We start from the raw sequence: 18,240 nt of genomic DNA on the forward strand, positions 1-18,240 counted from the left end.
GCTTGAGTTCTTGGAACGCCGTTCTAGGGTGGCGGTATGGCGGAGGAGGCAGTTGCAAAAGGGGAGAGCGGCCCGAGCAAGGAGCACTGGCTCTCGATCGGGGAGATCGCACATCGGTCCGGGGTGGCGGCGTCGGCGTTGCGGTTCTACGAGGACCAGGGCCTGATCGCGTCCCGGCGGACGGCCGGCAACCAGCGTCAGTACCAGCGGAGCACGCTGCGGCGGATCGCTTTCGTCCAGGCGGCCCAGCGGGTCGGTCTCGCGCTCGCGGAGATCAAGAACGCGCTGGATTCGCTGCCCGAGGACCGGACGCCGACGCGCGCCGACTGGAGCAAGCTGTCGAAGACGTGGCGAAGCCGCCTCGACGAGCGCATCGCCGAGCTCGAGCGCCTCCGCGACGACCTCGACACCTGCATCGGCTGCGGTTGCCTCAGCCTGCAGCGCTGCAACCTCTACAACAAGGAGGACCGCCTGGCCACCCGAGGCCCCGGCGCCCGCCTCCTCAACGTCGGCATCCCCGGCGAGTCATAACAACCCACCCTCGACGACCCCGACAAGCACCTCGGCGGCGGCGCTCGCGTCGTACTCCGGATCGCTCAGCGACTCGGACACGATCGCGTCGATACCGCCGCCGATCACCAGCGCCGCGGACCGGAGATCGGTCTCTCCGGTGATTCCGCGCGCCGCACGGGCCGCGGACAGCAGGTCCGCGACCGATGACCAGCGCGCCTTCGAGTCGGCCGGCGCCGCGGCCGGTCCCGCCGCGTCCACGGCCGAAGCAACGGCCTCCACCAGCTCCGACAGCACCCGCGCATGGGCCGCCTCGACCAGGGCCTGCTTTGACGGGAAGTGATAGAGCACACCTGCCTTGGTGATCCCGGCGCGGTCCGCGATCCGCCCGAGCGACGTCGCGGCGTACCCGAGATCGGCGACCAGCTCGGTGGTGACGTCGATCAGCTGCGCCCGTCGCGCCTCCTCGGTGAAGGTGAGATTCCGGTGGTTCGTGACGTGAGCACGGAGTACGGCGAGGTCCGCGTGTACCGGTTCGGCGGTGCCGAGGGACTCGCTCCACTCGTCCTGTTGCCCGGTACGTCGTCCGGACCCCGGTGTGGGCCGATCTCCTCAAGCACCTGCCGACCATCACCGATGTCTACGCGATCGACCTGCTCGGCGAGCCGGGGATGAGCGTCCAGACCGAGCCGATCAGCTCCGACGAGGACAAGGCGGCCTGGTTGGACCAGACGCTCGCAGCCCTTCCGGAGCAGCGATTCAACCTCCTCGGCTTGTCCATCGGCGGCTGGACCGCGATGAACCTCGCCGTACGACGTCCGGATCGGATCGCGACGGTCACCACCCTCGACGCCGTCAACGTGTACGACGGCATACCTCTCGGCAAGCCGGTGGAACGCGTACCGGTCGCGGACATGATCGAGGCCGGCATGAAGAACTACACGCTGCGTCAGCCTCAACCGCGCCGGATCACCGAGGAACAGCTGACCGCCCTGCCGATGCCGGCTCCGGCACGCATAGCCCCAGGGTTATGTGTGGCATAGAACGGCGCCGGTTATTCGCGGGTTATCCCCTCGGTTCTTCCCGATGGGGTGCGGAAATCCTGGGAGCTTGGGAGCATCCGATGGTGGCGATCGGTAATCCGCCCGTCGCTATCCGCCACCGATTCGGAGTGAGGCCCTCCATGTCGCATCGCCGTATCCTGACCAGTCTCGCGGGGCTTGCCGCCGCCGCGCTGGCCGTGCCCGCGTTGGCAGCGTCCCCCTCGACTGCCGCGCCGGCCCCAGATTCACACGTCTCGACCACCGCCACCCGCGCGGCGTACGTCGGCTCGCCGCAGGACGAAGCCGCCACCAAGGCGTTCTACGACGCCGTGATGAAGTCCGCCCGCGCCAAGCTGGCCAGCCAGGCCAAGTCGGGCCGGAAGGTCACCGCGGTCACGGTGACATACGCCGTCGACGCGCCGAGCTTCGCGTCCCGGATCGCGTCCAGTACGTCGATCTGGAACTCGAGCGTCAGCAACGTGAAGCTCGTCGAGGGCAGCAACTACGACTTCTACTACACCGAGGGCAACGACCCGCGCGGTTCGTACGCATCCACCGACGGCCACGGCAGCGGCTACATCTTCATCGACTACGCCCAGGCCCAGCAGTACGACCAGACCCGGATCGTCGCGCACGAGACCGGCCACGTCCTCGGCCTGCCGGACCACTACTCCGGCCCGTGCTCCGAGTTGATGTCCGGCGGCGGCCCCGGCCCGTCCTGCACCAACCCGTACCCGGACTCCACCGAGCGCTCCAAGGTCAACGCCCTGTGGGCCAACGGCTTCGCCGCTGCTGCCGGCAACGCCGCCTTCCATACCTCCAAGTAACCCACAACCTCCGGCCCGGAGCCGCCCGGCAGGGGACGGTTTCCGGGCCGGAGCTTTTCGCGGAGGACAGCGGAGGACATAGGACGTACTACGACACGCCGCCAGGACCCGCCTGACCTGCAGGTTCTCCCGAAGACTGATGGGCATGAGAGCCGCGAGGGTGGTACTTGCGCTACTTGTGCTGGTGACGGCCTGTCTGACAGGTCCGGCGTACGGCGTGGGGCTCGAAGGCAGGACGATCCTGTCGCCGAACACCTACGGATACACCTGTTATCGGATCCCCGCGCTGGTTCGGGGCAACGACGGAACCTTGGTGCTGTTCGCCGAAGGGCGGAAGCCGACGTGCGGAGATGTCGGCACGCACGACGTGGTGATGGTGAGGTCTACCGACGGCGGTGCGAGCTGGAGCGCTCCGGTTCCGGTCCACGAGGGGAAGACCTCGACGGCACACAATCCGACACCGGTCGTCGACACCAAGACCGGCAGGATCGCGTTGCTGACGACGCGGGACTACAACACGGTCTGGGCGCAGTACAGCGACGACAACTGGGCGACGTGGTCACCGCCCGTGGAGATCACCACCAGCGTGAAGCTGCCGGAGTGGGGCAGCTACGCCACCGGACCGTCGCACGGCATCCAGTTGCGGCGCGGGCCGCATCCGGATCGGCTCGTCGTCGGCGCGCACTACGCGACGACCGACGGCGACCGCCACGGCGGCGCGCTCCTGTACAGCGACGACAGCGGCGTGACCTGGCACCTCGGCGCCCACGACGACTCCGCCGATCCGGCGCTCCGCGTCCAAGAGTTGTCCACCTTCGAGCGGCCTGACGGCTCGATCTTCGCCTTTGCCCGCGACGAGGGCGGTACGAACCCGTCGACCGTCGCCTCGGCGATCTCGAGTGACGCCGGCGAGACGTTCTCCACCGGGTTCCACGCCGACGCGGCCGAGCAGAGTCTCGCCGTACCGACGGTGCAGGCGTCGACGCTGGAGCTGCGGGCGACCGACCGCGGCGATCGCTACAACCGCGTCCTGCTCGCGTCACCGACCCGGCAGGGCGACACCCGGGAGAACCTGACGATCCGCTCGACGTTCAAGGGCGGCACCGAGTGGGTCGATCCCGGCGGCGGCACGGTCATCTACGGCGGCATGTGCGCCTACACCGACATGACGCAGCTCAACGCCAACACCGTGGCGCTCGTCTACGAACGAGCCGTGAACTGGTCGACCGGCTACATCTGGTTCACCACGTTCACCGAGACCGATCTCGGGCTGCCCGACGGCAACACCTCCGGCGTACCCACCACACCTGATGCCTCCGGCAACAATCTCTCCGGCTACCTCCGCGGCCCGGTCTCGGTCGCCGGGAAGTTCGGTACGGCGATCTCGCTCGACGGCACCGACGACTACGTGCAGCTCCCGTTCGCGGAGAAGCTCGCGGTCAGCAGCGGCGACTTCACCTGGACCGGCTGGTTCAAGTACGGCGCCAGCACCGCCGACCAGCCGCTGCTCTGGGCCTACAACCAGGGCGACGGGTTCTCCCAACTCTGGCTCCGGGCCGAGCCGGCCAGCAACCGCCTCCGCGCGCTGGCAGAGAGCGGCGGAACCGCTGTCACGCTCGCCACCACCAAGTCCTACAACGACCAGGCCTGGCACCACTTCGCGCTGTCCCGCCAGGGCAACACCTTCACCTTGTACGTCGACGGCGCATCGGCCGCGACCGTCACCGGCGCCATCGGCTCGGTCAGTCCCAAGCGACCGTTCCAGATCCACCTCGGCCAACGGCTGGACGCCAAACAGCATCTCCGCGGCGCTCTCGACGACTTCCGGCTCTACAACCGGGCGCTGACGCCGGCCGAGATCACGTCGATCTACGCCAGCAACTCCACCACCCCGCCCGGGCTGCGGCTCAGGTATCCCTTCTGACCGGACCTGTCGAGCCCCGGACGACCAGTTCGGGGCGGAACAGGAACTCGGTGTGCGGCGTGGTGTGGCCGCGGACCTCTTCCAGCAAGGACTGCACCGCGGCGAGGCCCATCGCCTGTACCGGTTGGCGGATCGTGGTCATCGGCGGGTCGGTGAACTCCATCATCGGCGCGTCGTCGTACCCGACCACCGAGACGTCACCCGGTACGGCGAGGCCGCGCTGGCGGGCCGCCCGGATCACGCCGAGAGCCATCATGTCGGAGCCGCAGACGACCGCCGTGACGTGGGCGTCGAGCAACTGCCGGCCCGCCGCCTCGCCGCCCTCGACGCCGAACATGCTCAGCGCGACCATCGGGTCGAGATCCTCGTTCGACACCCCCAGCTGCGCCTTCATCGAGGTCCGGTACCCGGCCAGCTTCCGCTGGACGACGATGAACCGCTCCGGTCCGGACGCGAACCCGATCCGGCGGTGGCCGAGGGCGACGAGATGCGCGACCGCCAGCTCCATCGCGGCGTACTCGTCCGAGGACACGAACGGCGCCTCGACCGACGGCAGCCACCCGTTCACGAACACCACCGGCAGCCGCCGCTCCACCAGTGCCTGGTACCGGGCGTGGTCCGCGCCGGTGTCGGCGTGCAGCCCGGAGACGAAGATGATGCCGGAGACGCCGCGCTCGAGCAGCATCTCGACGTACTCCTCCTCGGTCGCTCCGGAGGGTGACTGGGTGCAGAGCACCGGGGTGAAGCCGCGTTGCGACAGCGCGGACTCGATCACCTGGGCGAACGCCGGGAAGATCGGATTGATCAGCTCCGGCATCACCAGCCCGATCAGCCCCGCCGACCGCCGCCGCAACCGGGTCGGCCGTTCGAACCCGAGAACGTCGAGCGCGGTCAGGACGGACTGTTTGGTCTCGTCCGCCACCCCCGGCTTGCCGTTCAGTACCCGCGAGACCGTCGCCTCACTGACCCCCGCCTTGGCCGCGATGTCCGCCAGCCGCGCTCTGCTGCTCACGCCCGGCACTGTACCCAGCCCACGCCTGACATTTCAGCAAGATCCTGCAAGAACTTGCAGACTGCGTGGGGATGTCCACAACGTGAACAGAACGGACACGTCACACGCCGTATACCTTGTCAGGACGAGCGGGCCGGGCGAGGATAGGCGGACTCCCCCGCCTTGGGGGTGCCTTTACTCGGATCGTCCGGCACGTTCCTGCCGGTGAAGGGAAGAAATCGTCATGGCTACTGTTTCGTTCAAGGCGGCGACCCGGATCTACCCCGGTTCTGACACGCCCGCCGTCGACAAGCTCAACCTCGAGATCGAGGACGGCGAGTTCATGGTGCTCGTCGGCCCGTCGGGTTGTGGTAAGTCCACCTCGCTCCGGATGCTCGCCGGCCTCGAAGAGGTCAACGAGGGTTCGATCTACATCGGCGACCGCGACGTCACGCACCGTCCGCCGAAGGAGCGGGACATCGCGATGGTGTTCCAGAACTACGCGCTGTACCCGCACATGTCGGTCGCCGACAACATGGGCTTCGCGCTGAAGATGCAGGGCGTGTCCAAGGAGGACCGCGCCAAGCGCGTGATGGAGGCCGCCAAGCTGCTCGGCCTGGAGGAGTACCTGGAGCGCAAGCCGAAGGCACTGTCCGGTGGTCAGCGTCAGCGTGTCGCCATGGGTCGCGCGATCGTGCGTAACCCGCAGGTCTTCCTGATGGACGAGCCGCTGTCGAACCTCGACGCCAAGCTGCGGGTGCAGACCCGTACGCAGATCGCCGAGCTGCAGCAGCGTCTCGGTGTCACGACCGTGTACGTCACGCACGACCAGGTCGAGGCCATGACGATGGGCGACCGGGTGGCCGTCCTCAAGGACGGTCTGCTCCAGCAGGTCGACACCCCGCTGAACCTTTACGACAACCCGAAGAACAAGTTCGTCGCGGGCTTCATCGGCTCGCCGGCGATGAACCTGCTGACCGCCGACATCACCGACGGCGGCGCGAAGCTCGGCGACTACACGATCCCGATCGACCGCTCGGTGCTGTCCAAGGCCGGTAGCGACAAGACCCTGACCGTCGGCGTTCGCCCGGAGGCCTTCAAGGTCGCCGACGAGGGCCTGCCGGTGAAGGTCGCCGTGGTCGAGGAGCTCGGCGCCGACGCGTACCTGTACGGCACCGCGGAGCACTCGGGCGAGCACCAGCAGATCGTTGCTCGCATCGACGCCCGCATGCAGGTCGAGAAGGGCTCGACGGTCCGCCTGGCGGCGGTGCCGGAGAAGCTGCACCTCTTCTCCACCTCCACCGAGGAGCGGCTGACCGCCTGATCTCCTCAGGTAGCTGTTTCTACCGGCCCCTGGTGGTTCGTCCACCGGGGGCCGGTGGCGTTTGCAGGCGGTCCACCGGGTTCATGTTGGTCTGCTTGAGCAGGTAGTGCGGGCGCTTCTTGGTCTCGTAGTAGATCCGGCCGATGTACTCGCCGATCACGCCGAGCATCACCATCTGGAGCCCGCCGAGCCCGGTGATCGCCGCGATCAGCGTGACGTACCCGGGCATGTCGACGCCGTGCAGGAGCGCCGCGACCAGCACCCAGATCGCGTACCCGGCGGCGACTGCGGTCAGCAGCAGACCGACGTAGATGGCCATCCGCAACGGCTTGTTGTTGAACGACAGCAGCCCGTCGAGCCCGTACTCCAGCAGTCGGCGGAACGTCCATCGGCTCTTGCGGTCCGGTGCCGCCTTCACGTTGTCGTACTCGAACAGGATCGACTCGAACCCGATCCAGGCGAACAGCCCTTTCGAGAAGCGGTTGTACTCGTTCAGCTCGAGCAGACCGTCGACCGCGCGCCGCGACAGCAGCCGGAAGTCGCCGACCCCGTCGGTCAGCTCGACATCGGCCCATTTGTTGATCAGCCAGTAGTACGCCCGGGCGAACAGCGTCCGGGTGGCCGGGTCGCCGGTCCGGTTCCGCCGGGCGATGACCTGGTCGAACCCGCGCTCGTGCTCCTCGAGCATCCGGCCGATCAACTCCGGCGGGTGCTGGAGGTCGGCGTCCATGATCACGACCGCGTCGCCGGTGGCGTACCGCAGGCCGGCCAGCATCGCGGCCTCCTTGCCGAAGTTGCGGCTGAAGGACAGATAACGGACGGAGTCGTCGGTGGCTGCCAACCCGACAAGGGCCTCGAGCGTCCCATCACTGCTGCCGTCGTCGACGTACACGATCTCGTACGGCCGGCCGGAGGCAGACAGCTCACGGCTGAGCGCCTCGTGGAACCGGTTGACCACCTCGACCTCGTTGTAACACGGCACCACTAGGCTCAGGCGCGTTGTCGGGCTCATGCGCAACTTCCAGGAAGAGCAAGGGGACGGTCGGTGGCCTCAGCGGACGGCGAATCACCAGGGGCAGTTCGGCGACGGTCGGCGCTGCCGCCGGCCGTTGTCGCCTTCGTCGTCGTGGCGGCGGTGTTCGCCGCCTCCGGCATCATCCGCGGTACCTATCCCTTCGGTTCGCTGTCGCGCAGTACCAACGATCTTGGCACGCAGTACGTCCCCTTCTTCGCCCACCTGTGGGACGTCCTGCACGGGCGGGCCCAGGGCGACATGCTGTTCAACTGGCAGAGCGCGTTCGGAGTCGGTTTCCTGGCCGACTTCGGGGTCGATCTCGGCAGCCCATTGTCCCTGCTCGTGGGGTTGTTCCCGCGCCACCAGATCGACCTGGCCGTCTACGTCATCACCACCCTGAAGCTGAGCCTGGCAGCGGCCGCGATGGCAGCCTTACTGATGAAGATGCGTCCCGGCCCCCGTTGGGTTGCCGCGATGCTGGGCGTCTCGTACGGCGTGTGCGGCTGGGCGCTCGACGACGGATCGTACGTGCCGATGTGGCTGGACGGCCTGATCGCCCTGCCGATGTTTTTCATGGTGGCGGAGTGGTCACTGCGCCGGACCAACCGGCTGCTCAGTGTGCTCGTGGTCGGCCTGTTCTGGCTGTCCAACTTCTACACCGCCTACATGGCAACGATCGCGGGTGGGATCTACCTGCTCGCCCGGGTGCTCACCAGCGACCTCAAGTGGTCGCTGCGGCTGCGGGCGATCGTGCGGCACGGCATCTCGTTCGTGCTCGGCATGGCCTTGGTCGCGCCCATCCTGCTACCGATCATCCTGACGAACCGCGACGCAACGCCGTCGCCGTCCGGGATCTTCCACCCGTCCGCGCTGGACGTGTTCCTGTCCCGCCTGCTGCCGCTGACCGAGGGCGTCGGCCGGACCGCGAGCCTGTACGTCGGAACCGTCGCGCTGCTGCTCGCACTGACGATGCCGTTCAACAAGTTCGTGCCGTGGCTGACCAAGCTCGTCTGGGTGATCACGACCGTCCTGATCACGTTGTCGTTCAGGTGGCCGCCGACACAGGAGTTCTGGCACGCGTTCGACACCCCGAACGGCAGCCAGTACCGCGAGGCGTTCGTGCTCTGCGGCGTGATCGTGGTGCTCGCCTGGGTCTCGGTCTCGCACAAGCTGCCGGGCCCGATCGCCTTGCTCGGCGGCGCTGCGTTGCTGGCCCTGATCGCCGTGCTGTCCAACGGGAGCCGGTTGCTCAGCGACCATTCGATCAGCGTTCTGATCGCGTCCGGAGCCGTGACTTTGGTTGCGTTCGGCATCATCTGGACGCTGCGCAGGTTCGATGGGACCCGGCGGGTCAAGTGGCCGGTGGCGGCGGCATTCGCCGTACTGCTGGCGGTTGTGGCGGTGGAGACGACCTGGACCGCGGTCATCACCGACCAGTACCGCGGCAAGATCCTCGGCGCTTCGGCCGCGGCCTGGGACGACAAGCAGACGGCACGGTACGACGCGCTCCGGGCGGCCGGGCGTTGGCCTGCGTACCGGACCGAGCCGGGTACGTCGATCACGCCGAACGACCCGATGTTGCTGGGCGGGCAAGGCGCCGGCCTGTACAGCAGTCTGTTGCCGCACTCGACCAATGAGCTGCTGACGAGTCTCGGGTTCGGCTGGTCGGGGTACGGGCGCGCGTCGCTCACTCTCGACAACCCGGTCACCGACGCGATCTTCTCGGTCGGTGCCCGGATGCGGCTCGTCGCCGACGGCAAGCCGGACATCACCCGGTCCGACGCGCCGCCACTGGTGACGGTACGGCGGCGGCTCGGCGCGACGACTCTCGTCGACACGAATGCCCCTAACGCCTACGAGATCCAGGAGCGGCTGCTCGGGAGCACGGTGTACGAGGTCCCGAAGTACAAGGGGACGCGGTTCGAGACCGGTGACGTGAAGCTGGTCGCGGCCTGCACGCCCGGTACGTCGGCGTACCTGTTCATGCCGCGGGTCGGCGGACGGGCGCGGCTGGCTGACGGACAGTGGCACGAGCTGAGCGCGACACGGCGGCCGGGAATCAACACGAGCAGCGCGATGATCTCCCTCGGGTCCGTGCCGAAGACCGGGATCGTGCTGATCGAGCTCAACTTCGGCGACGACCCGCAGGGCATCCCGCCGCGCGACGCGATCGGATGCCTCAACCACCAGGAGCTCGCGAAGGCGGTCCGGCGGTTGCGCGCGAGTGGAGCGACCGACGTGGAGGCCGGCGGTCATACCCTGCACGCGACGCTTCGGCCCGGCAGCACGGGGTACGCCGTGGTCGCCGCACCGAAGATCGACGGCTGGATGTGCTCGGTCGGCGGCGGAAAAGCCCAGGTGCCGAGGGATTACGGCGGCCTGATCGCGGTTCCGCTGTCGGGGAGCGCGGACCGGGTCGACTGCACGTTCGTCCCGCCCGGGCTGCGCCGCGGGTTGGCGATCGGCGGGGCCGCCGCCGTGCTCACGCTCGGGATCGTCCTTCTCGGCGCAGTACGACGGCGGCGGCGCCTCGCTAGTTGATGTCGCGGCGGTGGAACACCCATCCGCCGAGCAGGATCGCGAGCACGGCGAGGATCGCCAGGTACCAGGCGCCGTGCTCGAACGTGAGCGTCTTCTGGACGTAGTCGCAGACGTAGCTTCCGTCGTTGCCGGTCTTGCACTCGGTGACGTAGTACTGCGCGTCGTGGCGAACGAAGGCGTCGAAGTTGACCTTCACGAGCCACGGCTGGGCCTTCTCCAGGAACGCGGCGAACACGCCCTCGGCGAGCACGAGGTAGGCCATCACCAGGCCGATCGCGGCCGCCGTATGGCGCAGCAGCAGGCCGACGATGCAGCCGAGCGCAGCCGCGAGCGCGGTCGTCAGCACGGCACGACCGCCGATCGCGCTGAGATCGCCCCAGGTCTTACTCGTCGTACCGGCGGTGTCGCCCAGGTGGTCGACGATCAGGAACGTGCCGAGTAGCACGATCGCGAGCACCACCGCGGCGATCGGCACGAAGCCGGTCGCGGCCGCGAGCAGCTTGCTGCCGTAGACCCGGAGCCGGCGCGGTTCGAACGTCAACCAGTTGCCGATGGCACCGGAACTGAACTCCGCGCCGAGGAAGCTGGCCCCGATCAGGAACGCGGCGAACGCCAAGAAGTACGAAGATCCCTGCAGCAGGTCCGGCATGATCTGCGCGAAGACCGTCGGCGGTTTGCCGTAGTCCTCCAGCTTCGGCTCCGGGTAGGAGCACATGTCGTCGACCGTCGGCTTCGGGTCGGGCTGGGTCTTCCAGTCCGCCTCGCACTGCGCGCGGTTCTCGGCTGCGTGGTCGACCCAGTCCTTGTGGGCCAGCTGGAACTGACGCTCCGCCTGCTGCTGTTCGGCCGCGGACAGGGGTTGGGCGTCGAACCAGGTGGCGACGAGCAGCAGCGCGGTGATGAGGAACAGCCCGGCCACGCCGATCAACGTGAGCCGGCGCGCGGTCAGGCGGCGGAGTTCGACCTTCGTGAGTCGGATCATCACAGCCCCTCGCCTTGGGTCAGCTCGAGGAACACGGACTCCAGATCGGCGCGGACCGGGACGAGCTCCGACACGTACAGCTCCTGGTGCGCGAGCCGCCGAGTCACGTCGGCCGGATCGGGAGCGCCCTCGACGAGCAGGTAGTTGCCGTCGGCCCGCACGGTCATGCCGGCTGCGGTGAGGATCCGGGTCGCGGCCTCGTGGTTGCCAACAGCAACCTTCACGGTCGGCGCCGTACCGCCGCCGATGACCTCGGCAACTGTCCCCGAAGCGAGGAGCCGGCCGTGGCCGATGATCGAGACCGTATCGGCGACCTGCTCGACCTCGGCCAGGATGTGACTGCTCACGAGCACGGTCTTGCCCTGGTCGCCGAGGCCGCGCATCGTCTCGCGGATCTCCCTGATACCGGCCGGGTCCAGGCCGTTCGTCGGCTCGTCGAAGATCAGCAGGTCGGGCTCCTTCAGCAGCGTGGCGGCGATCGCGAGACGTTGCTTCATGCCGAGGGAGTACGAGCGGAAGCGGTCGTTGCCGCGTTCCCCCAGTGAGGTCTGCTCGAGCACCTCACCGACCCGCGCCCTCGGCGCGCCGATCGCCTCCGCGAGCAGCTCGAGATTCTTCCGACCGGTGAAGGGCGGAAAGAACTTCGGCGACTCCACGATCGCGCCGATCCTGCCGACAACCTCAGGCAACTGCGCCGGCACCGTCTTGCCGAACACCGTCATCGTCCCCGCATCAGCCCGAACCAGCCCGAGAAGCATCCGGATCGAAGTGGTCTTCCCCGACCCGTTCGGCCCGAGGAACCCGTGCACACCACCCGTCGGGACCTCGAGATCAAGCCCCTGTACCGCGACCACCTTGCGGCCCCGGCGCGTCCGGTACGTCTTACGCAAACCACGCGTACCGATAGCCACGTCGGCCATCCACACCCCTCTCGTCACTGACCAGACGCACAGCGTGACAGATTTGTTCATCACCCTGCGCCTCCCCACCCCCGACGAGGTTGGGGAGGATTTTCTGCCCGTATCGGGACAAGATCCTCCCCAACCTCGACTGCCTGGGGGTTAGAGGGCTAGGTCGGTGAGGGTGGGGTGGTCGGCGGGGCGCGGGCCTGGAGCGTCCCAATGGAAGAGGCGGTCGGATTCTGCGATCAACTGGTCGTTGATGCTGGCGCGGCGTACCCGCATCAGGCCGTTCTCGTCGAACTCCCAGTTCTCGTTGCCGTGCGAGCGGTACCACTGGCCGGCTGCGTCGTGCGACTCGTACACGAACCGGACCGCGATCCGGTCGTCGGTGAACGCCCAGAGCTCCTTGATCAGCCGGTAGTCCAGCTCGCGCGCCCACTTCTGGGTCAGGAACTCGACGACCTCGGCCCGCCCGTTCACGAAGACGTCGCGGTTCCGCCAGTAGGTGTCCGGGGTGTAGGCGAGCGACACCGCCTCCGGATCCTGCTTGTTCCATGCGTTCTCCGCGGCACGAACCTTCTGTACGGCCGTCTCTCGCGTGAATGGAGGCAACGGCGGACGTGCGTTCACAAGCAGCTCCTTCGGTTGGCCAACAGATCCGTTCAATCTTGGATCAAAGCACCCGCCCGCGCCACGTATTCGCTGCGCGCAACGGACATCTGGTGGTGACGCCGACCACGTCTGGGACAAATACCCCCTATGGGTATCGCTCGCGACTTGCATTCGATACCCGTAGGGGGTACTTTCTTGGTGTCGACATACCCCCGAGGGGTAGCTGAGGAGTTTGAGATGAGCGACGAGCACGTACACGGATATACGGCTGAGAAGACCAGTCACCTGAAGCGGCTGCGGCGGATCGAGGGGCAGATTCGGGGTCTGCAGCGGATGGTCGAGGAGGACAAGTACTGCATCGACATCCTGACCCAGGTGTCGGCGGCCACGAAGGCGTTGCAGTCGTTCTCGCTCGAGCTGCTCGACGAGCACCTCTCACACTGCGTGGTCGAGGCCGCGCAGAAGGGCGGCCCGGAAGCCGAGGAGAAGGTCCGCGAGGCTTCCGACGCAATCGCCCGCCTGGTTCGCAGCTAGCCACCCGGCGCGATCACCCGAGCGATGCCAGCCGGTCGGTTTGTAGCTAATTACTTGAGGAGCAATTGATATGACCACCACCACTTACTCCGTTTCCGGTATGACGTGTGCGCACTGCACTTCGGCGGTTACCGAGGAGATCAGCAAGCTCGTCGGCGTGCAGGACATCAAGATCGATCTCGTTGCCGGTGGCACCTCTGCGGTGCATGTGACGAGTGAGGCCGTGCTCGACGAGGCCGCTGTGCGTGAGGCCGTCGACGAGGCGGGTTACGAACTGGCGGCGTCGTGAGCCGGGCCGCCGCGCTCCGGCTCGGCGCGTTCGCCGGTGCGTTGGCGCTCGCCTTCGGGGCGGCGTACGGCATCGGTGCCGCGGTCGATCCGATCGCGGCGGCCGACACGCCATCGCAATCGCAGCAGGAGATGGGCATGAGCGACATGGGCGGGCACGACGCCGGCGGGCAACTGCCGGGGCTCGCGGTGTCCGACGCCGGGTACACATTCGCGCCGGCCGCGACGTTCTTCACCGCCAAACAGAAGACCGAGCTGCGCTTCACGATTCAAGGGCCGGACGGCAAACCGGTCACGCAGTACACGAAGACGCATGAGAAGGATCTGCATCTGATCGTCGTACGGCGGGACCTGTCCGGGTTCCACCACGTGCACCCGACGCTGGCGGCGGACGGGACGTGGAGCATCCCGTTCACATTCACTGCCGGCGGGACGTGGCGGATGTACGCCGACTTCCAGCCGGCCGGCCTGGACAAGAACATCACGCTCGGCACGGACGTCAACGTCACCGGCCTGTACGTCCCGGTCCCGCTCAACGATCCCGCGGCCGTCACGAGTATCCATGGGTACGACGTGACGCTCGCCGGCACGCCAGTTGCGGGCAAGGAGTCGCAGCTGACGTTCACGATCAGCAAGAACGGCAAGCCGGTGACCGACCTGCAGCCGTACCTGGGCGCCTTCGGGCACCTGGTCTCACTGCGCAGCGGCGACCTGGCCTACCTGCACAACCATCCGGCGCAGCACGCGGAGCCGGGGATGAAGGGCGGGCCGTCGATCGATTTCATGACGACCTTCCCGACCGCGGGGACGTACAGCCTGTTCCTGGACTTCCAGCACGCCGGCGCCGTTCACACCGCGGAGTTCACGGTCCACGTCGACTCCAACGGCACCACGATCGTCCCGCCCACCGCCGTACCGACGTCCGCAGCGCATGAAGAGGAGGGACACGAACATGAGCAACCAGTCCGTTGAGCTCATCATCGGCGGGATGACGTGCGCCTCCTGCGCCGCCCGGGTCGAGAAGAAGCTGAACCGGATGGACGGCGTCACGGCGACCGTCAACTACGCCACCGAGAAGGCGAAGGTGACGTACCCCGAGGGCGTCTCGACCGACGACCTGGTCGCGACCGTCGAGAAGACCGGTTACACCGCGGCCCTGCCGACGCCGGCCGTCACGACCGAGGCCGAGGAGCCGGATGAGCTGAAGCCCCTGCGGCAGCGGCTGATCGCGAGCATCGTGCTCACGGTGCCGGTGGTCGCGTTCGGGATGATCCCGGCGCTGCAGTTCGACTCGTGGCAGTGGGCGTCGCTGACGCTGGCGTTCCCGGTGGTGACGTGGGCGGCCTGGCCGTTCCACAAGGCCGCCTGGACCAACCTGCGGCACGCCGCGACGACGATGGACACACTGATCTCGCTGGGCGTGGTGAGCTCGTTCCTCTGGTCGCTGTACGCGCTGTTCCTCGGCACGGCCGGCCAACCGGGCATGAAGATGCCGTTCACGCTGATCCCGTCCCGCGGCAGCGGCGCCGAGGAGATCTACCTCGAGGTGGCGACTGCCGTCACCGTGTTCATCCTGTCCGGGCGGTACTTCGAGGCGCGGGCCAAGCGTCGCTCCGGTGCCGCCTTGCGCGCTCTGCTGGAGCTCGGGGCGAAGGACGTCGCAGTACTGCGGAACGGCACGGAGACCCGGATCCCGGCGGACCAGCTGGTCGTGGGCGACGAGTTCGTCGTCCGGCCGGGAGAGAAGATCGCCACGGACGGTGTGATCGTGACCGGGAGCAGCGCGGTCGACGCGTCGATGCTGACCGGCGAATCCGTGCCGGTCGAGGTCGGCGCCGGGGACGCAGTCGTTGGTGCGACCGTCAATGCGGGCGGCCGGCTCGTCGTCCGGGCGACCAGGGTCGGCGCGGATACCCAGCTGGCGCAGATGGCCCGGCTGGTCGAGGATGCGCAGAACGGGAAGGCCGCCGTACAACGCCTTGCCGACAAGGTGTCCGGGATCTTCGTGCCGATCGTGATCGGGCTTGCGCTGGCGACACTCGGCTTCTGGCTGGGCAACGGCTCGCCGGCGGAGACCGCGTTCACGGCGGCAGTCGCCGTACTGATCATCGCCTGCCCGTGTGCGTTGGGGCTGGCCACGCCGACCGCGTTGATGGTCGGGACCGGCAGGGGTGCGCAGTTGGGCATCCTGATCAAGGGCCCGGAGGTCCTGGAGTCCACGCGGCGCGTCGACACCGTCGTACTGGACAAGACAGGCACCGTCACCACGGGCCGGATGGAGCTGGTCGACGTACTGCTGGCTCCCGGTCAGGAGCGGGCCGAGGTACTGCGGTTGGCGGGCGCGCTCGAGAACTCGTCGGAGCACCCGATCGCGCAGGCCGTCGCCCGGGCCGCGTCGGCCGCCGGGAAGCTGCCGGAGGTCGAGGACTTCGGGAACGTCGAAGGCCTTGGCGTACAAGGGATCGTCGACGGGCACGCCGTACTCGTCGGGCGGACGCGGCTGCTGGAGGAGTGGAGCCAGCACCTGCCTGATGACCTCGCACACGCGAAGGAACACGCCGAGGCGGAGGGCAGTACGGCGGTTGCCGTAGGCTGGGACGGGGTCGCGCGGGCCGTGCTCGTTGTCGCGGACACCGTGAAACCGACGTCGGTGCAGGCGATCCGGGAGCTCAGGGAGCTAGGACTCCGCCCGGTGCTGCTGACCGGGGACAACGAAGCGGTGGCGTCGAAGGTCGCCGGCGAGGTCGGTATCGACGAGGTGATCGCCGAAGTACTGCCGGCCGGCAAGGTCGACGCAGTGAAGAAGCTCCAGGACGAGGGCCGCGTCGTCGCGATGATCGGGGACGGCGTCAACGACGCGGCCGCGCTCGCCCAGGCCGACCTCGGCCTTAGCATGGGCACTGGTACCGACGTGGCGATCGAAGCAAGCGACCTAACGCTGGTGCGCGGTGATCTACGGGCGGCTGTGGACGCCATCCGGCTGTCCCGCAGTACGTTGCGCACGATCAAGGGAAACCTGTTCTGGGCCTTCGCCTACAACGTGCTGGCGCTGCCGCTCGCCGCCGCCGGTCTGTTGAACCCGATGCTGGCCGGGGCCGCGATGGCCTTCAGCTCAGTGTTCGTCGTGTCCAACAGCCTGCGGTTGCGTCGGTTCCGTTCGCTCACCTGATCCAGGCGGTCGCGTCGCTCGGGAGCCTGCCGTCGTCGAGGGGGATGCTGGTCAACAGCACCTCCTCGTGCGGCGGCAGCTCGATCGGGTCGGCGCTGAGGTTCGTCACGCAGGTGAGGTTCTCCCGGCGGAACACCAGCACGTCGGCGGCGGATTCGACCCAGGACAAGGTGCCGTCGCCGAGCAGCTCGCGCCGGATCCGTAGTCCGGTGCGGTACAGGGCCAGCATCGAGTTCTGGTCGTCGTGCTGGGATTCGACCGTCAAGTTCTTCCAGTCCGCCGGCTGCGGGAGCCACGGCGTACCGACACCGAAGCCGAAGGGCGGCTCCTTCCCCGACCACGGCAGTGGCACCCGGCAACCATCTCGTCCCCGGTCCGTGCCGCCCGAGCGCGCGAAGATCGGATCCTGCAGCAGCTCGTCGGGCAGGTCCTCCACCTCGGGCAGTCCCAGCTCTTCGCCCTGGTAGACGTAGAGGCTCCCGGGGAGGGCCATGGCGAGCAGCGCGGCCGCACGGGCCCGGCGCTCACCCAGCACGAGGTCGGTCTGCATCCCGTGCTTGCGATCCTGGTGCGAGAACGACGTGTCGGGCCGACCGTACTTCGTTACCGGTCGCGTCACGTCGTGGTTCGACAGCACCCAGGTCGGGGGCGCGCCGATCGGGACGTGGGTGGAGAGGGTGAGGTCGATGGATGCCTTCAGCTCCTCGGCTTCCCAAGGGCGGGACAGGAAGTCGAAGTTGAAGGCGGTCTGCATCTCGTCCGGCCGCAGGTACAGCGCGAACCGTTCCTGGTCCGGCATCCACATCTCACCGACGAGGAAGCGGCCGTCGTACTGATCGGTGATGTGCCGCCAGCCGCGATATACCTCGTGGACCTCGTCGTGGTCGGTGTACGACTCCTCGACGCTGTCCAGGTCCTTGAACAGTACGGCGGCGCTGTCGATCCGGATGCCGTCGACCCCGCGGTCCAGCCAGAACCGGAGGATGTCGTGGAACTCCTCGACGACCTCCGGGTTTCGCCAGTTGAAGTCGGGCTGCTCGGGCGCGAACAGGTGCAGGTACCACTCGCCGTCCTCGACCTGCGTCCACGCGGGCCCGTTGAAGATCGACTGCCAGTCGTTGGGCGGGCCATCGTTCCGGCCGGCCCGGAACAGGAACCGCTCCCGCTCGGGCGACCCCGGGCCGGCGCGCAGAGCCTCGACGAACCAGTCCTGCTGGTCGGAGCCGTGGTTCGGCACGATGTCGATGATCGTCCGGATGTTCAGCGCGTGCGCCTCCGCGATGTACGCCTCGGCCTCCGCGAGCGTGCCGAACGCCGGGTCGATCGCGCGGTAGTCGGCAACGTCGTACCCACCGTCGGCCATCGGCGACGGGTACCACGGGTTCAGCCAGATCGCGTCCACCCCCAACTCGGCCAGATACCCGAGCTTGGCCCGCAACCCGCCGAGATCCCCGACACCGTCATCGTTGCCGTCGGCAAAACTCCGCAGATAGACCTGATAGATAGCCGCTCCGCGCCACCATTCGTCAGCCATAAATCTCCTCTCAGCCGACCCTCGCTCCGCTCGGGCCGGTGATG

At 67.8% G+C, this 18,240-nt stretch carries 18 protein-coding genes; 11 read left to right on the forward strand and 7 right to left on the reverse strand.

Features of this window, described 5'->3' with window-relative positions:
* The first annotated feature begins 36 nt into the window (after positions 1-36).
* Positions 37-531, forward strand: a complete 495-nt coding sequence (gene soxR / locus ABT313_RS07045) for a redox-sensitive transcriptional activator SoxR (protein ID WP_350849551.1) — start codon at positions 37-39, stop codon at positions 529-531.
* Here soxR and ABT313_RS07050 read toward each other — a convergent pair.
* Complete coding sequence (locus ABT313_RS07050; protein ID WP_350849863.1) at positions 526-936, reverse strand: TetR/AcrR family transcriptional regulator; 411 nt, start codon at positions 934-936, stop codon at positions 526-528. The two genes, soxR and ABT313_RS07050, sit on opposite strands and share 6 nt — an antisense overlap.
* On the opposite strand from ABT313_RS07050, the gene ABT313_RS07055 reads away from it, so the two are divergent.
* From ABT313_RS07055 to ABT313_RS07070, 4 genes are all read left to right on the forward strand, one after another.
* A complete protein-coding gene (locus ABT313_RS07055; RefSeq protein WP_350849553.1) occupies positions 872-1,012 on the forward strand; it encodes a hypothetical protein in 141 nt (46 codons plus the stop codon). The two genes, ABT313_RS07050 and ABT313_RS07055, sit on opposite strands and share 65 nt — an antisense overlap.
* Before the next feature lie 94 nt (positions 1,013-1,106).
* Positions 1,107-1,553: an alpha/beta fold hydrolase gene (locus ABT313_RS07060; protein ID WP_350849555.1), complete on the forward strand. Its 447-nt coding sequence runs from the start codon at positions 1,107-1,109 to the stop codon at positions 1,551-1,553.
* A gap of 140 nt (positions 1,554-1,693) precedes the next feature.
* A complete protein-coding gene (gene snpA / locus ABT313_RS07065; protein ID WP_350849557.1) occupies positions 1,694-2,380 on the forward strand; it encodes a snapalysin in 687 nt (228 codons plus the stop codon).
* A 145-nt stretch (positions 2,381-2,525) separates the two neighbouring features.
* Positions 2,526-4,304, forward strand: a complete 1,779-nt coding sequence (locus tag ABT313_RS07070) for a LamG-like jellyroll fold domain-containing protein (RefSeq protein ID WP_350849559.1) — start codon at positions 2,526-2,528, stop codon at positions 4,302-4,304.
* Here ABT313_RS07070 and ABT313_RS07075 read toward each other — a convergent pair.
* A complete protein-coding gene (locus ABT313_RS07075; RefSeq protein WP_350849561.1) occupies positions 4,288-5,316 on the reverse strand; it encodes a LacI family DNA-binding transcriptional regulator in 1,029 nt (342 codons plus the stop codon). The genes ABT313_RS07070 and ABT313_RS07075 overlap by 17 nt on opposite strands.
* Positions 5,317-5,539: 223 nt before the next feature.
* Here ABT313_RS07075 and ABT313_RS07080 point away from each other — a divergent pair, with 223 nt between their 5' ends.
* Complete coding sequence (locus ABT313_RS07080; protein WP_350849563.1) at positions 5,540-6,619, forward strand: ABC transporter ATP-binding protein; 1,080 nt, start codon at positions 5,540-5,542, stop codon at positions 6,617-6,619.
* A gap of 19 nt (positions 6,620-6,638) precedes the next feature.
* Here ABT313_RS07080 and ABT313_RS07085 read toward each other — a convergent pair whose 3' ends face one another.
* The gene (locus tag ABT313_RS07085) at positions 6,639-7,631 is read right to left on the reverse strand and encodes a glycosyltransferase family 2 protein (RefSeq protein ID WP_350849565.1); all 993 of its coding nucleotides are present in this window, start codon (positions 7,629-7,631) and stop codon (positions 6,639-6,641) included.
* 33 nt (positions 7,632-7,664) lie between these two features.
* On the opposite strand from ABT313_RS07085, the gene ABT313_RS07090 reads away from it, so the two are divergent.
* Positions 7,665-10,175 (forward strand): YfhO family protein, encoded by a 2,511-nt coding sequence (locus ABT313_RS07090; RefSeq protein WP_350849567.1) that lies wholly within the window; start codon positions 7,665-7,667, stop codon positions 10,173-10,175.
* On the opposite strand, the gene ABT313_RS07095 is transcribed toward ABT313_RS07090, so the two are convergent.
* The 3 genes from ABT313_RS07095 to ABT313_RS07105 form a co-directional block, all read right to left on the reverse strand.
* Entirely contained in the window at positions 10,168-11,157 is a 990-nt protein-coding gene (locus tag ABT313_RS07095; RefSeq protein ID WP_350849568.1) for a DUF2705 family protein, read from the reverse strand. The genes ABT313_RS07090 and ABT313_RS07095 overlap by 8 nt on opposite strands.
* Positions 11,157-12,077 (reverse strand): ABC transporter ATP-binding protein, encoded by a 921-nt coding sequence (locus ABT313_RS07100; protein ID WP_350849570.1) that lies wholly within the window; start codon positions 12,075-12,077, stop codon positions 11,157-11,159. Before ABT313_RS07100 ends, ABT313_RS07095 begins: the two co-directional genes overlap by 1 nt.
* A 141-nt stretch (positions 12,078-12,218) precedes the next feature.
* Positions 12,219-12,689: a nuclear transport factor 2 family protein gene (locus ABT313_RS07105; protein ID WP_350849572.1), complete on the reverse strand. Its 471-nt coding sequence runs from the start codon at positions 12,687-12,689 to the stop codon at positions 12,219-12,221.
* Positions 12,690-12,908: 219 nt separating this feature from the next.
* Here ABT313_RS07105 and ABT313_RS07110 point away from each other — a divergent pair, with 219 nt between their 5' ends.
* From ABT313_RS07110 to ABT313_RS07125, 4 genes are all read left to right on the forward strand, one after another.
* On the forward strand, positions 12,909-13,205 hold the full coding sequence (locus tag ABT313_RS07110; RefSeq protein ID WP_130446371.1) for a metal-sensitive transcriptional regulator: 297 nt from the start codon (positions 12,909-12,911) through the stop codon (positions 13,203-13,205).
* Between the two features lie 70 nt (positions 13,206-13,275).
* Positions 13,276-13,494 carry a heavy-metal-associated domain-containing protein gene (locus ABT313_RS07115; RefSeq protein WP_350849574.1) on the forward strand — a complete coding sequence of 73 codons (219 nt, stop codon included), beginning with the start codon at positions 13,276-13,278 and terminating at the stop codon, positions 13,492-13,494.
* The gene (locus tag ABT313_RS07120; RefSeq protein ID WP_350849576.1) at positions 13,491-14,465 is read left to right on the forward strand and encodes a DUF8832 domain-containing protein; all 975 of its coding nucleotides are present in this window, start codon (positions 13,491-13,493) and stop codon (positions 14,463-14,465) included. Before ABT313_RS07115 ends, ABT313_RS07120 begins: the two co-directional genes overlap by 4 nt.
* Entirely contained in the window at positions 14,446-16,662 is a 2,217-nt protein-coding gene (locus ABT313_RS07125; RefSeq protein WP_350849578.1) for a heavy metal translocating P-type ATPase, read from the forward strand. The genes ABT313_RS07120 and ABT313_RS07125 overlap by 20 nt, the downstream gene beginning before the upstream one ends.
* Here ABT313_RS07125 and ABT313_RS07130 read toward each other — a convergent pair.
* Positions 16,655-18,196, reverse strand: coding sequence for a glycoside hydrolase family 13 protein (locus tag ABT313_RS07130; protein WP_350849580.1), 1,542 nt, complete (start codon positions 18,194-18,196; stop codon positions 16,655-16,657). The genes ABT313_RS07125 and ABT313_RS07130 overlap by 8 nt on opposite strands.
* Between the last annotated feature and the right edge of the window lie 44 nt (positions 18,197-18,240).

Source organism: Kribbella sp. NPDC000426 (genome assembly GCF_040300265.1).
Lineage (GTDB): Bacteria > Actinomycetota > Actinomycetes > Propionibacteriales > Kribbellaceae > Kribbella.